General features: G+C 62.7%; 13 protein-coding genes. 2 read left to right on the top strand and 11 right to left on the bottom strand.

The window, feature by feature from the left end; genetic code table 11:
- The first annotated feature begins 55 nt into the window (after positions 1 to 55).
- The gene (folB, locus tag NAO55_RS00220) at positions 56 to 409 is read left to right on the top strand and encodes a dihydroneopterin aldolase (RefSeq protein ID WP_063539650.1); all 354 of its coding nucleotides are present in this window, start codon (positions 56 to 58) and stop codon (positions 407 to 409) included.
- Positions 400 to 942: a 2-amino-4-hydroxy-6-hydroxymethyldihydropteridine diphosphokinase gene (folK, locus tag NAO55_RS00215; protein ID WP_063539651.1), complete on the top strand. Its 543-nt coding sequence runs from the start codon at positions 400 to 402 to the stop codon at positions 940 to 942. The genes folB and folK overlap by 10 nt, the downstream gene beginning before the upstream one ends.
- On the opposite strand, the gene NAO55_RS00210 is transcribed toward folK, so the two are convergent.
- The 11 genes from NAO55_RS00210 to NAO55_RS00160 all read right to left on the bottom strand — a co-directional run bounded on the left by NAO55_RS00210 (position 943) and on the right by NAO55_RS00160 (position 14,980).
- The gene (locus NAO55_RS00210; RefSeq protein WP_102839614.1) at positions 943 to 2,118 is read right to left on the bottom strand and encodes a multifunctional CCA addition/repair protein; all 1,176 of its coding nucleotides are present in this window, start codon (positions 2,116 to 2,118) and stop codon (positions 943 to 945) included. It abuts the gene before it with no gap.
- A gap of 95 nt (positions 2,119 to 2,213) precedes the next feature.
- Positions 2,214 to 3,761, bottom strand: coding sequence for a SpoVR family protein (locus tag NAO55_RS00205; protein WP_102839615.1), 1,548 nt, complete (start codon positions 3,759 to 3,761; stop codon positions 2,214 to 2,216).
- A 10-nt stretch (positions 3,762 to 3,771) separates the two neighbouring features.
- Complete coding sequence (locus NAO55_RS00200) at positions 3,772 to 5,043, bottom strand: YeaH/YhbH family protein (protein WP_102839616.1); 1,272 nt, start codon at positions 5,041 to 5,043, stop codon at positions 3,772 to 3,774.
- A gap of 82 nt (positions 5,044 to 5,125) precedes the next feature.
- Positions 5,126 to 7,048 (bottom strand): PrkA family serine protein kinase, encoded by a 1,923-nt coding sequence (locus NAO55_RS00195; protein ID WP_102839617.1) that lies wholly within the window; start codon positions 7,046 to 7,048, stop codon positions 5,126 to 5,128.
- Between the two features lie 271 nt (positions 7,049 to 7,319).
- A complete protein-coding gene (gene glpE, locus NAO55_RS00190) occupies positions 7,320 to 7,649 on the bottom strand; it encodes a thiosulfate sulfurtransferase GlpE (RefSeq protein WP_102839618.1) in 330 nt (109 codons plus the stop codon).
- Positions 7,646 to 8,473 carry a symmetrical bis(5'-nucleosyl)-tetraphosphatase gene (locus NAO55_RS00185; protein ID WP_063539656.1) on the bottom strand — a complete coding sequence of 276 codons (828 nt, stop codon included), beginning with the start codon at positions 8,471 to 8,473 and terminating at the stop codon, positions 7,646 to 7,648. Before NAO55_RS00185 ends, glpE begins: the two co-directional genes overlap by 4 nt.
- The gene (gene apaG, locus NAO55_RS00180) at positions 8,470 to 8,853 is read right to left on the bottom strand and encodes a Co2+/Mg2+ efflux facilitator ApaG/CorD (RefSeq protein ID WP_102839619.1); all 384 of its coding nucleotides are present in this window, start codon (positions 8,851 to 8,853) and stop codon (positions 8,470 to 8,472) included. The genes NAO55_RS00185 and apaG overlap by 4 nt, the downstream gene beginning before the upstream one ends.
- Positions 8,854 to 8,887: 34 nt before the next feature.
- The gene (rsmA, locus tag NAO55_RS00175; protein WP_102839620.1) at positions 8,888 to 9,682 is read right to left on the bottom strand and encodes a 16S rRNA (adenine(1518)-N(6)/adenine(1519)-N(6))-dimethyltransferase RsmA; all 795 of its coding nucleotides are present in this window, start codon (positions 9,680 to 9,682) and stop codon (positions 8,888 to 8,890) included.
- A gap of 133 nt (positions 9,683 to 9,815) precedes the next feature.
- Complete coding sequence (gene pdxA / locus NAO55_RS00170) at positions 9,816 to 10,805, bottom strand: 4-hydroxythreonine-4-phosphate dehydrogenase PdxA (protein ID WP_102839621.1); 990 nt, start codon at positions 10,803 to 10,805, stop codon at positions 9,816 to 9,818.
- A 109-nt stretch (positions 10,806 to 10,914) separates the two neighbouring features.
- On the bottom strand, positions 10,915 to 12,222 hold the full coding sequence (locus NAO55_RS00165; protein ID WP_102839689.1) for a peptidylprolyl isomerase: 1,308 nt from the start codon (positions 12,220 to 12,222) through the stop codon (positions 10,915 to 10,917).
- Positions 12,203 to 14,980, bottom strand: a complete 2,778-nt coding sequence (locus NAO55_RS00160; RefSeq protein WP_102839690.1) for an LPS-assembly protein LptD — start codon at positions 14,978 to 14,980, stop codon at positions 12,203 to 12,205. Before NAO55_RS00160 ends, NAO55_RS00165 begins: the two co-directional genes overlap by 20 nt.
- Positions 14,981 to 15,056: the final 76 nt, after the last annotated feature.

Here is a 15,056-nt window from a genome sequence, read left to right as displayed (position 1 = left end):
AGTCCCTGAGTCTAACGGCGCGTTTCGAGCTTGTCGTGCCGCAGGAGAACGTTGCGTGGATACAGTTTTCATCGAAGGCCTGGAAGTGGATACGGTGATCGGCGCCTATGATTGGGAGCGCGGCATACGGCAGTGCCTGCAGTTGGACCTGACGCTGGGCTGGGACATCCGTCCGTCGGCGCAGAACGATGAGCTGGACAAGGCCCTGGACTACGCCAAGGTCGCTGCGGCCATCGACCTGTTCGCTGCCGAGGCGCGCTTCGAGTTGGTAGAGACCTTCGCCGAGCGCCTGGCGCAGCGTCTGATGAGCGAGTTCGGCATTCTCTGGCTGCGCCTGCGGGTCACCAAGCCCGGCGTCAATGCGCGCGCCCGTGCGCTGGGCGTGGAGATCGAACGCGGATGTCGCTAACTCCGGTGCTGCTCGGCCTGGGCAGCAATGTCCAGCGTGAGCCCCATCTGCATGCCGGCCTCGATGCGCTGGCCGAGCTGCTGGTGAACATGCGTTGTTCGCCGGTGTTCGAGAGCCTGGCGGTGGGCTACAAGGGCGACAACTTCTACAACCTCGTGGTCGCCGGCGATACCGAGCTGCCGCTGACCGAACTGGACCGGCGGCTCAAGTTCATCGAGGCGGACAACGGGCGTTACGCGCCGGATCGCAAGGGGTTGCCGCTGGACATCGACGTGCTGCTCTATGGCGAGCTGGTCGGCAATTTCCACGGTTTGCTGCTGCCGCGTGCTGAGATTCTCAAGAACGCCTTCGTGCTCTGGCCGCTGGCGCTGCTGGCCCCGACCGTACGGCACCCGGCCGCGGATGCCAGCTTTGCCGAGCTGTGGGCGCAATCGACCATCGACCAACAGCTCTGGCCGGTGCCCTTCCAGTGGCGCGGCGCGGAGCTCACCCCGCCCGAGCTGATCCGCGCCCACCCGCCGCGTTGTGCCTGACTAGCCGTTATTCGCATTCTGCTGGCAATGCCGCCGCAGCGCCTCGAGTCGGGCAGCGGCGAGTGCCTTGCCCAGCTCGGCGCCCTGGTGGCCTTGTTCCAGCAGCGGTTTGATCGCGACGTCACGAGCTGTTTTCGCCGCCGCCCGCAGGTAGTCAACCTGGGGTAAGGGTTGCGCGGCGCGGTCTGCCGGGGCGGTCATTTCGCAGGCCGCGATGAAGTGCTCGAAGCGCTCCGGACGGCGATAGATATCGAAGTGCTGCAGCATGTCGAGCAAGGCATCGGCGGGCAGGGCCCGCGCATCGAGCGCGTCCTGATGGTAGCGGCCGAGCAGCATCGCCAGTTCCTGGCAATCCCGCGGCGCCTTGCAGCGCTGGTTCAGCGTGGCGATGGCGTGGAGACGCTCCTCCTGGCTAGCGGTTGGGCCTGCGCAGCCGAGCAGCAGGCAGGCCCAGCGTACCGGCAATGGCTGGGCGTGCTTCGCACAGCGCCGCAGTGCGCCGAGCAGACTTTCGCCATGTGCGCCTTGCTCCTCGAAACTGGCAGCCAGTTCGGGGAACAGCTCCGGCAGGGCGTGACAGGCCTTAAGTACCTGAATGAAGACATCCGGGCGCGGCTCCATCAATGCGCGGGAAATCTCCTTCCAGCTGCGTTCGGCGGTGAGTGCCGACAGCTCGCCGGAGCGCGCCAGCTGACGCATCAGCTCAAGGGTTTCGTCGGCGATACGGAAGCCGAGCTCGGCGTAACGCGCGGCGAAGCGCGCCACGCGCAGAACGCGCAGCGGGTCTTCGGCGAAGGCCGGCGACACGTGGCGCAACAGTCGGACCTGCAGATCGCGCTGGCCACCGTAGGGGTCGATCAATCGCCCCTGCTCGTCTTCGGCAATGGCATTGATGGTGAGGTCGCGTCGCTGCAGATCCTCCTCGAGGGTGACCTCAGGGCTGGCATGGAAGGTAAAGCCGCCATAACCGCGGCCGCTCTTGCGCTCGGTACGCGCCAGGGCGTACTCCTCGCCGCTCTGCGGATGCAGGAACACCGGAAAGTCCGCGCCCACCGGGCGGAAGCCCTGGGCCTGCATTTCCTCTGGAGTGGCGCCGACCACCACCCAGTCCACTTCACTGACCGCACGCCCCAGCAGGCGATCACGCACCGCGCCGCCGACTTTGTAGATATGCATAACCACCTCCGTAGGCGCGGAGGATAAAGGATATCGGTCGTACGGCCACAGATTGGTGCCGAGGAAGGCGCCGCGGGCACTGCCCGCGGTGTCGGTCAGGCGAAGTTCATGCCGGGGAAGCGGCTGTCGGTTTCCGTCTCGTTGCTGGCGCGCGGCGGCATGTGATGGGTGTTGACCAGCTTGTCGTCCTGCATCGATTGCAGATGCACGTCGAACCCCCACAGCCGGTGCAGATGCTTGAGTACCTCGTCGGTGGATGCGCCCAGCGGCTTGCGGTCATGCTGCATGTGACGCAGGGTGAGCGAGCGGTCGCCACGGCGATCGACATTCCACACCTGCACGTTGGGCTCACGGTTGCCGAGGTTGTACTGCGCCGCGAGCAGTTCGCGAATGATGTGGTAGCCACTTTCGTCGTGGATGGCCGGGACCAGCAGCTCGTCCTTGCGGTCGTCGTCGAGAATGCTGAACAGCTTCAGGTCGCGGATTACCTTGGGCGAGAGGAACTGCAGGATGAAGCTCTCGTCCTTGAAGTTGTTCATGGCGAATTTCACAGTGGTCAGCCAGTCGCTGCCAGCGATGTCCGGGAACCAGCGCTTGTCCTCCTCGGTCGGGTTCTCGCAGATCCGGCGGATGTCCTGATACATGGCGAAGCCCAGGGTGTAAGGGTTGATGCCGCTGTAGTAGGGGCTGTCGAAGCCGGGCTGGTAGATGACGCTGGTGTGCGACTGCAGGAACTCCATCATGAAGCCGTCGGTGACCAGTCCTTCATCGTAGAGGTCATTGAGCAGGGTGTAGTGCCAGAAGGTGGCCCAGCCTTCGTTCATCACCTGGGTCTGGCGCTGCGGGTAGAAGTACTGTGCGATCTTGCGAACGATGCGTACGATCTCCCGCTGCCAGGGTTCCAGCAGCGGCGCGTGCTTCTCGATGAAGTAGAGAATGTTCTCCTGCGGCTCGGCCGGGAAGCGCTGGTTCCCGGCCTGCCCGTCGCCCTTGTCGGCGCCCTTGGGAATGGTCCGCCAGAGATCGTTGATCTGCCGCTGCAGATGTTCCTCGCGGTCCTTCTGCCGCCGCCGTTCTTCCTCTGCCGAGATGGGGTAGGGGCGCTTGTAGCGGTCGACGCCGTAGTTCATCAGCGCGTGGCAAGAGTCGAGCAGGTCTTCCACCGCATCGATGCCGTGGCGTTCCTCGCATTGCATGATGTACTGCTTGGCGAAGACCAGGTAGTCGATGATCGAGCTGGCGTCGGTCCAGGTGCGGAACAGGTAGTTGCCCTTGAAGAAGCTGTTATGGCCGTAGCTCGCATGGGCGATCACCAGCGCCTGCATGCACATGGTGTTCTCTTCCATGAGGTAGGCGATGCAGGGGTCGGAGTTGATCACGATCTCGTAGGCAAGGCCCATCTGACCACGCTTGTAGTGCTTTTCGGTATGCAGGAACTGCTTGCCGTAGGACCAGTGGTGATAGCCCAGCGGCATGCCCACCGAGGCATAGGCGTCCATCATCTGCTCGGCGGTGATCACCTCGATCTGGTTCGGATAGGTGTCCAGCGCGTAGCGCTCGGCAATGCGGCCGATCTCGCGGTCGTATTGGCGAATCAGGTCGAAGGTCCATTCCGAGCCGGTGGAAATGGGCTGTCGCTTCATGCTGCACACCTCAGCTGGTCATGCGCCGCTGGAAGAGTTCGCGGAACACTGGGTAGATGTCTCCGGCGCTGACCAACTGCTGTTGGGCGAACGCGTCGGAAAAGGCTTCTGCCACCTGGTTGTACTCGTACCAGAGCGCCTGGTGTTCGCGCGGGGTGATTTCGACGTAGGTGAAGTACTGTACGAACGGCATGATCTGGTTGATCAGAATGTCACGGCACAGCGGCGAATCGTCGTTCCAGTTGTCGCCGTCGGAGGCCTGTGCGGCATAGATGTTCCACTCGTTGGCCGGATAACGCTCGGCCATGATCTCCTGCATCATCTTCAGCGCGCTGGAAACGATGGTGCCGCCGGTTTCGCGCGAGTAGAAGAACTCTTCCTCGTCCACTTCCTTGGCGCTGGTGTGGTGGCGGATGAACACCACGTCGATCTTGTCGTAGTTCCGCTTGAGGAACAGGTACAGCAGGATAAAGAAACGCTTGGCGATGTCCTTGGTGGACTGGGTCATCGACCCGGAAACGTCCATCAGGCAGAACATCACCGCCTTGGAGCTGGGGTTGGGATGCTTGACCAGCAGGTTGTACTTGAGGTCGAAGGTGTCCAGGAACGGCACGCGGTTGATGCGCGCCTTGAGCCGCTCGATCTCTTCTTCGGCTGCCTTGATGTCGCCGAAATTGTGCGGCTCCTCCAGGCGCAGCCGCTCCAGCTCGGCCTTCCGGGCCCTGAGCTGGGCACGGCTGCTGCCCGACAGCGCGATGCGGCGGGCGTGCGCCGAGCGCAGGGTGCGGACGATGTTGATGCGCGAGGGGTTGCCCTCGTTGGCGATGCCGGCGCGCACCGTCTTGAAGGTATCCGTACCGGTGAGGTGACGCTTGACCAGGTTGGGCAGCTCAAGATCCTCGAACATGAAGTCGAGAAACTCCTCCTGGGTGATCTGGAAGACGAAGTCGTCCATGCCTTCGCCGCTGTTGCTGGCCTGGCCAGCGCCTTGTCCACCACCGCCGCCCTGCGGGCGCGGGATGCGTTCGCCGGCGACGAACTCCTTGTTGCCGGGGTGGACGATGGTCTGGCGTCCGCCGCGGCCGTGGTGAAGCACCGGCTCGTCGATGTCGCGTCCGGGAATGCTGATCTGTTCGCCATGTTCCATGTCGGTGATGGAACGGCGGCCAACGGCTTCCTCTACCGCTTTCTTGATATGCCCACGGTACCGCTGCAGGAAGCGCTGGCGGTTCACCGTGCTCTTGTTCTTGCCATTCAGGCGACGGTCGATCACGTAGCTCATAGGCCCTCCGGGCTAGGCTGAAAAGCATAGACCCGAAGCCGAAAGCGGAGCGTTCCGTTCCCGGCTTCAGGCTTCCAGCCGCTTACTGCGATTTACGCACCCGCAGATACCACTCGGAGAGCAGGCGAACCTGCTTCTCGGTATAGCCGCGCTCGACCATGCGCACGACGAAATCGTTGTGCTTCTTCTGGTCTTCCTTGCTGGCCTTGGCGTTGAAGCTGATGACTGGCAGCAAATCCTCGGTGTTGGAGAACATCTTTTTCTCGATCACCACGCGCAGCTTCTCGTAGGACAGCCACGACGGATTCTTGCCGTTGTTGTTGGCGCGGGCGCGCAGCACGAAGTTGACGATCTCGTTGCGGAAATCCTTCGGGTTGCTGATGCCGGCCGGCTTCTCAATCTTCTCCAGCTCCTCGTTGAGCGCCACGCGGTTGAGGATTTCGCCGGTTTCCGGGTCGCGGTATTCCTGATCCTGGATCCAGAAGTCGGCGTAGAGCACGTAGCGATCGAAGATGTTCTGCCCGTACTCGCTGTAGGACTCGAGGTAGGCGGTCTGGATCTCCTTGCCGATGAACTCGATGTAGCGCGGCGCCAGGTATTCCTTGATGAAGCGCAGGTAGCGCTCGCGCACCTCGGCGGGGAACTGTTCCTGCTCGATCTGCTGCTCCAGCACGTAGAGCAGGTGCACCGGGTTGGCGGCGATTTCGTGCGGGTCGAAGTTGAACACCTTGGAAAGAATCTTGAAGGCGAAGCGGGTGGAAAGCCCGTTCATGCCCTCATCGACGCCGGCGGTGTCGCGGTATTCCTGGATCGACTTGGCCTTGGGATCGGTGTCCTTGAGGTTCTCGCCGTCATAGACGCGCATCTTTGAATAGATGTTGGAGTTCTCTGGCTCCTTCAGGCGCGACAGCACCGAGAACTGCGCCAGCATCTTCAGCGTGTCTGGCGCGCAATGAGCCCTGGACAGCGAGCTGTTGGCCAGCAGCTTGTCGTAGATCTTGATTTCATCCGACACGCGCAGGCAGTACGGCACCTTGACGATGTAGATGCGGTCGATGAAGGCCTCGTTGTTCTTGTTGTTGCGGAAGCTGTGCCACTCCGACTCGTTCGAGTGCGCCAGCAGGATGCCGCTGTAGGGAATCGCGCCCAGGCCCTCGGTGCTGTTGTAGTTGCCTTCCTGAGTCGCAGTCAGCAGCGGGTGCAAAACCTTGATCGGCGCCTTGAACATCTCGACGAATTCCATCAGGCCCTGGTTGGCCCGGCACAACGCGCCCGAGTAGCTGTAGGCGTCGGCATCGTTCTGCGGGAATTCCTCGAGCTTGCGGATATCAACCTTGCCCACCAGCGAGGAAATGTCCTGGTTGTTCTCGTCACCCGGCTCGGTCTTGGCCACGGCGATCTGGTTGAGGATCGACGGATAGAGCTTGACCACGCGGAACTTGGAAATGTCGCCGCCGAATTCCTGCAGGCGCTTGGTGGCCCAGGGTGACATGATCGAGTTCAGGTAGCGTGGCGGAATACCGTAGTCCTCTTCGAGGATCTGCGCGTCCTCCACCGGGTTGAACAGCCCCAGCGGCGACTCGAAGACCGGCGAGCCCTTGATCGCGTAGAAGGGCACCCGCTCCATCAGCTGCTTGAGCTTCTCGGCCAGCGACGACTTGCCGCCGCCCACCGGGCCGAGGAGATAGAGGATCTGCTTCTTCTCCTCCAGGCCCTGTGCGGCGTGGCGGAAGTAGGACACGATCTGGTCGATGCATTCCTCCATGCCATGGAAATCCTCGAAGGCCGGATAACGGCGGATCACCTTGTTGGAGAAGATGCGCGACAGTCGGGGATCGGTCGACGTGTCCACCAGCTCGGGCTCGCCGATCGCCATCAGCAGACGCTCGGCTGCACTGGCATAGGTCCTTGGATCCGCCTTACAGAGATCAAGGTACTCCTGGAGCGAATATTCTTCCTGGCGGGTCGCTTCGAAACGTTGTTGGAAGTGGCTGAAAATGCTCATGACTTCACCTCGATCGATGCACGAATAGGCGCGTCATCAGGCACTCTGGAGCCCGGCCGAAGTGGCGGCCAGTGGAGTTCCCCCGAACACCTAATGGTCGAAACCCTGAATTCCGTCAGCCGTTTCCCGGCTTCGTTTATTTGGATGGCCTGAACTCAAGGATAGTTCGGATTCGGCAAGATCAAGGGCGGAGAGGGGATTTCCGCGCTGCCGTTCGGCTGTTGATAGCGCCTAGCCCGCGGATGGCGGGCGATCGGAGGGAAATAAATTTTTACGCTTGTTCGTCGCGCGCGACATCGGCCGGGTAGGTATGCCGCCAGAGTTCGAAACCGCCGTCGAGGCTGTAGACGTCAGAAAAACCCTGATTGACCAGATAGGCCGCGGCGCTCTGGCTGGAATGGCCGTGATAGCAGGTGACTATCAGCGGGTGATCGAGATCGGCTGCGGCGATGAAGTCCGGCAGCGAATGGTTGTCCAGATGCAGTGAGCCACTGATGTGACCATTGGCATAGCTCTGCGGGTCGCGAATATCCACGATCACCGCGCCATTGCTGCGCATGGTCTGGGCTTGTTCCGGCGGGATGCGTTTGAAGTCTGTCATGCGGGCTTACCGTGTTCACATTCGCAGCGATGTATTTCGCCACTGTCGAGGTTCATCAGCGTCATGGCGTTGCCCCAGACGCAGCCAGTATCCAGCGCGAAAACGTTCGGCTCGTCGCACTGGCCTTCCAGCGCCGCCCAGTGGCCGAAGATCAGCTTGACGTTGCGGGTCTTGCGGTTGCTGTGGCTGAACCAGGGCGCGTAGCCGGCGGGTGCGCTGTCGGCGCCTTCCTTGGCGTCCAGTTCAAGGGTGCCGTCCGCCTTGCAGAAGCGCATGCGGGTGAAGTAATTGGTGATCAGGCGCAGGCGCGGGACGCCGTGCAGCTCCTTGTTCCACTTCGCCGGCTGGTTACCGTACATGCCATCGAGAAAGGGCAGCAGCAGGGCATCGTCCTGCAGCGCCTGCTCAACCTCGGCGGCGCGACGCAGGGCCTTTTCCAGCGACCATTGCGGCGGGATGCCGGCGTGCACCATGGCGGTGTGCCGCTCGGCATCATAATGAATGAGCTTCTGCTGGCGCAGCCAGTCGATCAGGTCTGCGCGATCCGGTGCGTCGAGGATCGCCTGCAAGGTATCGGACTTGCGCATGCGCTCGATGTTATGCGCCACCGCCAGCAGATGCAGGTCGTGGTTGCCCAGCACGGTGATCGCCGAAGACTCGAGATCGCGCACGAAGCGCAGTGCTTCCAGCGATTGCGGGCCGCGGTTGACCAGATCACCGGCCAGCCACAGGCAGTCGCGCGAGGGGCTGAAGTCGACGCGCTCCAGCAGGCACTTCAGGGGCTCCAGGCAACCTTGCAGGTCACCAACGGCATAGGTCGTCAATGCAATGCTCCGGGTACGGCCAGGCGGAACGGTGCAATGACGGCATCGAAGCTGTGCCCGTCCTCGGCCACCATCCGATAACTGCCCTGCATGCTGCCGACACAGGTCGGCAACAGCGTTCCACTGGTGTAGACGTGGTGCTCGCCAGGCGCAATCAGTGGCTGCTCGCCGACGACGCCGGCGCCACGCACTTCCTGCACCTGGCCGTCGCCGTCGGTGATGATCCAGTGTCGCGACAGCAGCTGCGCCGCCACCTCGCCTTTATTCTCGATAGTTACGGTGTAGGCAAAGGCGTAGCGGTTTTGTTCCGGCTCGGATTGCTCGGCCAGATAGCGGGGCGTGACGCTGACGTCGATGCGGTAGCGTTGTTCTTCGGGCATGGACGGCTCGCTGGTCGGCAGAGGGGGCTGACCCCTAGCTGCGCTCGGTCAGTTGATCGGAAAGGCGGACAAAGGCCGCCAGGTCCAGTTGCTCGGGTCGCAGACTGCCGTCCACGCCCGCGGCCTCGATGGCCTCGGCATCCAGAAGGCCCTTCAAGGTGTTGCGCAGGGTCTTGCGTCGCTGATTGAACGCCTCGCGCACGACGCGCTCCAGCTGGCGGTGATCGCGCGCCGGATGCGGCAGGGTTTCGTGTGGTACTAGGCGCACGATCGCCGAGTCGACTTTCGGCGCCGGGTTGAAAGCTCCCGGGCCGACATTGAACAGGTGCTCCACCCGGCAGTGGTATTGCACCATGATTGACAGCCGACCCCAGTCACCGCCGCCGGGCTGCGCGGCCAGCCGCTCGACCACTTCCTTCTGCAGCATGAAATGCATGTCACGGATCAGCTGGGCGTGCTCGAGCAGGTGGAAGATCAGCGGGGTCGAGATGTTGTAGGGCAGGTTGCCGACGATGCGCAGGCTCGCCGGCTCCTGGCTGAGACGGCTGAAGTCGAACTTCAGGGCATCGCCCTGATTCAGGTTGAAGTTCTCGCGCCCGGCGAACTTGGCTTGCAGGATGGGAATCAGGTCGAGGTCGAGCTCGACTACATCCAGATGTGCACCGCTGTCGAGCAGTCCTTCGGTGAGCGCTCCCTGCCCGGGGCCGATCTCCACCAACCGTTCACCGGGCTTGGCGTGGATCGCCCGCAGAATGCGGTGGATCACCCCCGCGTCGTGCAGGAAGTTCTGGCCGAAGCGTTTGCGCGCGCGGTGTTGGTAATCGGACATGAAGGCAGCTCCAGGCTTCAAGCCGCAAGCGTCAAGCAAGAGCGTAAAGCGAAAAATGAAAGGTGCGAAGCTTACCAGCTGAGTCGCCGGGCCGGCACCCATTGCGAAACGGATGCCGGGGCGGACCGGCTTCCTAAGCGGTGCCTGACATCTGATAGGCCGTTTCCAGGGCGACCTGCAGGCTGCCGATGTCGACACGGCCGGTTCCGGCCAGGTCCAGCGCGGTGCCGTGGTCCACGGAAGTGCGTACGATCGGCAGGCCGAGGGTAACGTTGACCGCTGCCCCGAAACCCTTGTACTTGAGCACCGGCAGGCCCTGATCGTGATACATCGCCAGCACCGCATCGCAGTGTTCGAGGTGCTTGGGGGTGAACAGCGTGTCGGCGGGCAGTGGGCCGATCAGCTCGATGCCCTCCTCGCGCAGACCCGCCAGCGTCGGCTCGATGACTTCGATTTCCTCGCGCCCCAGGTGGCCGCCTTCCCCGGCATGGGGATTCAGGCCACAGACCAGAATGCGTGGGCGGGCGATACCGAACTTGCTCACCAGGTCCGCGTGCAGGATGCGCGTGACCCGCTGCAGACGCTCGGCGGTGATCGCATCGGCGACATCCCTGAGCGGCAGGTGGGTGGTTACCAGCGCCACACGCAGGCCGCGCGTGGCAAGCATCATCACCACCTGTTCGGTGTGGGTCAGCTCGGCGAGAAATTCGGTGTGTCCCGAGAAGGGAATGCCGGCTTCGTTGATCACGCCCTTATGCACCGGGGCGGTAATCATGCCCGCGAAACTGCCGTCCAGGCAGCCGCGTCCGGCGCGGGTCAACGTCTCCAGCACATAGTGGGCATTGCGCGGGTCGAGCTGGCCGGCCGTCACCGTGGCGGCGAGCGGTGTGTCCCAGACGTACAGACAGTTGGCAGGCGCTGGCTCGCCGGGCCAGTTCTGCGGTCCGGCATCGCGCAGTTCGATGTGCAGTCCCAGCTGTACAGCGCGCTCGGCCAGCAGCGCGCGGCTGGCGATGGCCGCCAGTGGCTGCGGTTGCGCCTGGCGTGCCAGCAACAGGCACAGATCCGGGCCGATGCCGGCCGGTTCGCCGGGCGTCAGAACGAAGGGGCGGGACGTGGACATCGAATTTCTCCGCTAGGCATCTGACGGTGATCCGCCGGAAATGAAAACGGGGTGGCGACCCTTCGGTCATCACCCCGCCTTCCTGTTGCTCTTAGGTGCAGCGTGCAGCTTAGAGCTTGATCTCGACGTAGGCCTCGTCGCGGATCTGGCGCAGCCAGGCCTGCAGCTCTTCATCGTACTTGCGGTTGCGCAGCAAGCTCAGCGCCTGTTGCTCGCGGAACTGCTCGCTGGTGTCGGTCGCGCGGCGGCCGAGCACTTCCAAGACGTGCCAGCCATAGGGCGACTTGAACACCGGGGACAGTTCGCCGCTCGCCGTATTGGCCATGACTTCACGGAACTCGGGCACCAGAGAAGCCGGGTCGATCCAGTTCAGGTCGCCGCCGTTGAGCGCCGAGCCCGGGTCTTCGGAGAAGCTCTTGGCCAGCTCGGCGAAATCCTCGCCAGCCTCGATGCGATCACGCAGGCGCTGTACCAGCAGGCGTGCTTCTTCTTCGCTACGGATCGCGCTCGGCTTGATCAGGATGTGGCGGACATGCACTTCGTCGCGTACCTGGGTTTCGCCACCACGCTTGTCCAGCAGCTTGACCATGATGAAGCCTGGCGGCGTGCGCACCGGTTGGGTCACTTCGCCGACCGCCAGCTCCTGAACCGCAGTATCGAACGGCGGTGGCAGCTGAGCCGCTTTGCGCCAGCCCATGTCGCCGCCCTCGAGAGCGTTCTCGCTGGCCGAGCGGGATACGGCCAGGCGAGCGAAGTCGGCGCCCTGCTGCAGCTGCTGATAGGTATCCATTGCAGTGCGTTCGGCTGCCTGGATGGTGGCAGCATCAGCAGATTCCGGAACCGGAATCAAGATGTTGGCGAGGTGGTATTCCTCGGACAGCTGCAGCTTGCCGAGGTCCGAGGCGAGGAAGTTCTGCACTTCCTGGTTGGACACCTGGATGCGTTCGGCGACGCGGCGCTGGCGCACGCGGCTGATGATCATCTCGCGGCGGATCTGCTCGCGGGCGGTTTCCAGGCTCAGGCCATCACGGGTCAGGGCCTCGCGGAACTGCTCCAGTGACATGTTGTTGCGCTGGGCGATGGTGCCCATGGCCTGGTTGAGTTCTTCGTCGGAGATGCGGATGCCGGAGCGCTCGCCGATCTGCAGCTGCAGGTTCTCGGTGATCAGGCGCTCAAGCACCTGCTGTTGCAGGACGTCGGTCGGCGGCGCATCGGCGCCGCGCTTCTCGATGGTCTGCTGGACTTCGCGCATACGCTGGTCCAGTTGGCTTTGCATGATGACGTCGTTATCGACGATCGCCACCACGCGATCCAGTGGTTGAACCTGGGCGAGGGCCGCAGGCGCGAGGGTCGCACCGCTCAGCAGCAGTGCGCCGAGCGCGAGCGGGCGCAGTACTTCAGAAAGCTTGGTCTTCACGTTCACGGTAGCCTTGGATGCCTTCGTCGAGGAAAGTTTCGGTCGCATTGCCGACTACGCCGCCGAGTCCCTTGAGGACGATCTGCAGGAAAATGCCGCGGTCGGGCTCGTCGTTGCGTTCGGGGTTGAGGCTGGTCTCGTCGTAGTCGATCCAGTAGCGATTGATCAGGCGCAGCTTCCAGCAGCAGCTGTCGTACTCGAAGCCACCGAAGGCTTCCAGTGTGCGGCTGCGGCTGTAGTCATGCTGCCAGCGGGCAATGACGCTCCATTGCGGGACCACCGGCCAGATGACCGAGAAGTCGTGCTGGTTGATCTTGTAGTAGTCCTTGATGCAGGTGTCCGGATTGGTATCGCAATTCCCATAATCACCGCTGTACGTCCAGCGGCCGGTGGCCTGATCAAAGCGCATTGCATCGTTGCGATAGCGATAGCCTAGGTTGACGATCTTGCCAGGGTTGTCAGCCGGCTGGTAATGCCACATGGCACTGCCGGAACGGGTGCTGTGGCTGTCCGGATCCCAGTTGAAGGTCGAGGTGAAGCGCCAGTCGCGGTTGTAGCGGTACATGTACTCCAGCGCGTACGGCGATACGTCGGAGGTGGCACTGGAGCGCGTGCGGTAATCGATGCCGCGCAGTTGAACCTTGCGGTCTTCGAAGTAGAACGCCTGGCCAATGCTGAAGCGCTGGCGCTCGAAGCCATTGGGCTCTACCCAGCGGCTGGTGACGCCGAGCGAAACCTGATTGGCGTCGCCGATGCGATCCTTGCCGGAGAAGCGATTCTCGCGCCACAGAGAGGAGTAACTGAAGCTGCTCTCGCCGGTATCGAAGATCGGGATATCGTCCTGATCTTCCTCCGGTACGTAAAGATAGAACAGGCGCGGCTCGAGGGTCTGGCGATAGTCTTTGCCGAACCACTGGGTGTCGCGGTCGAAGTACAGGCCGCTGTCGACACTCAGGATCGGCACGCTGCGGTCGGGTGTGTCGTTAAAGTTCGCTCCAACGCCGCCAACACCAAACTTACCCTTGTTGTCGAGCGTCACGTCGTACTTGGTATATGCGTATTTCAGCGAAGGCTTGATGAAGCCCCACGACCAGTTCAGGGGTAAGCTCACTCCGGGCTCTAAGTGAAGGCGTTCGCCTTCCGCGCGGTTGAGACCTCTTAGGTTCTCGTCGTACCAAGTTTCTTCGCCCCCATCCTCATTGATGTAGTTGCCGCTGCGCAGGCTGCGTTGGAAGCTGACGAACTCGGTCTTGTAGGCGAAGTTCAAGCCGCCCGGCTGGAAGGGCAGGCGTCCGTCCAGGGTCAGCTGCGGCAGGCGCTCGTACGGCGTGATGTCGGCCACCGTGGCACGCTCATAGGCGTGCATGTTCAAACGCGCGGTATAGGTGTCGCCGCGGTAGGAGAGTGTGCCGCGCTGATCGAGATGATCAGGTTGGTCGATGTTGAGGTTGGTATCCAGATCCTGGAAGTAGTAAGGATCGCTGATATCGGTGTAGTCCACCTCGGCGAGCCAGCGCGAATCCAGACCAGTACGGTTCTGCCAGCTGTACATCCAGCGCTGGTCCTCGTACTCGGACTGCAGCTTGCGATCGTCGTTGCTGTCGTCCAGGTAGGCGGCGCCGAACTGTCCCTCGCTGCTGCGCGTCAGGTAGCGGAACTCGCCTTCCATCAGCAGGCCGCGGTCGGTCATCAAGTGCGGATACAGCGTGGCGTCGAAATTCGGCGCCAGGTTGAAGTAATAGGGCGTCTGCAGCGAGAAGCCGTTGTCGCTGGACGAGCCGATGCTCGGTGCGAGGAAGCCGGACTGGCGACGATCATCGATGGGGAAGTGGATATAAGGGGTGTAGAACACCGGAATATCCTTGACCCGCAGCGTCACGTTGGTCGCCGAACCGAAGCCGGTGGCCGGGTTCAAGGTGACGTTGTTGCCCTTCAGGTGCCAGCTGTTCTCGCCCGGCTCGCAGCTGGTGTAGGTGCCGTCCTTCAGGCGGATGATTGCGGTTTCCTCGCGCTTGGCGTACTGCGCGCTGCCGCGGACCTTGCCGGAATGCACGACGTACTCAGCGTTCTCCACCTTGGCTTCGCCGCTGTCGAGGAAGATCTCGGCGCGGTCGCCGACCAGCAGTGCGTCGCGGTCGCGAAAGCGCACGTTGCCGGTCAGCTCGCCGCGGTTCTCCAACTGGTGCAGGCTGGCTTCGTCCGCCTCGACCTGAATGCTGCCCTGGCGCAGGACCACATCGCCAGCGAGGGTGGCGATCTCCTGCTCCTGCTCGTAGCGGGTGGCCTTGGCCGACACGTAGGTGGGCGCTTCGCTCATCGGCGTGGTGTCGAATTTGCCTGGGCGGTCCGGCTCGACATAGGTGCCTGCGCAGTACGGACCGGTTTCGGCGAGCTGAGCAGGCGTCAGCTGATCGCGTGGCACCCAGTCCAGATGGCTATAGTCTGCGCTGCGCGAGGCCAGCGCGCGGCCCTTGCTCTCGGTGACCAGCTTGGTTGTGGCGGTCGGCTCTTGCGTCTTGGCAGTGGCTGACTTGGCTGTCCCCGTCGTGCTCACGGCGCTGCCGCTATGGCTCGGGCGCGGTGGCAGTGCGGGGCTTGCTGCGTTGGAGGCACAGTTCCAGCCACCGGATGCGTCCGGCTGGCAGGCGAACTGTTCGGCGGCGATGACAAAAGGAACAGCTACCGGTTGCAATGCGAGCAGACCGCCAGTAACCAATAGAGGGAATTTTTTACGAAACGCGGGGTATTTGACTGCCATCTTGTTTTTTGGTCCGTGCTTGCGGCGAGCCATCGGCCGGCTGGGCCGCACGCCTCTCGATGGGCTGAGAAAGATG

Source organism: Stutzerimonas frequens (assembly GCF_024448335.1).
GTDB lineage: Bacteria > Pseudomonadota > Gammaproteobacteria > Pseudomonadales > Pseudomonadaceae > Stutzerimonas > Stutzerimonas frequens.
Note: the sequence above shows the minus strand (reverse complement) of the source record. Positions and strands in the feature narration are given on the sequence as shown.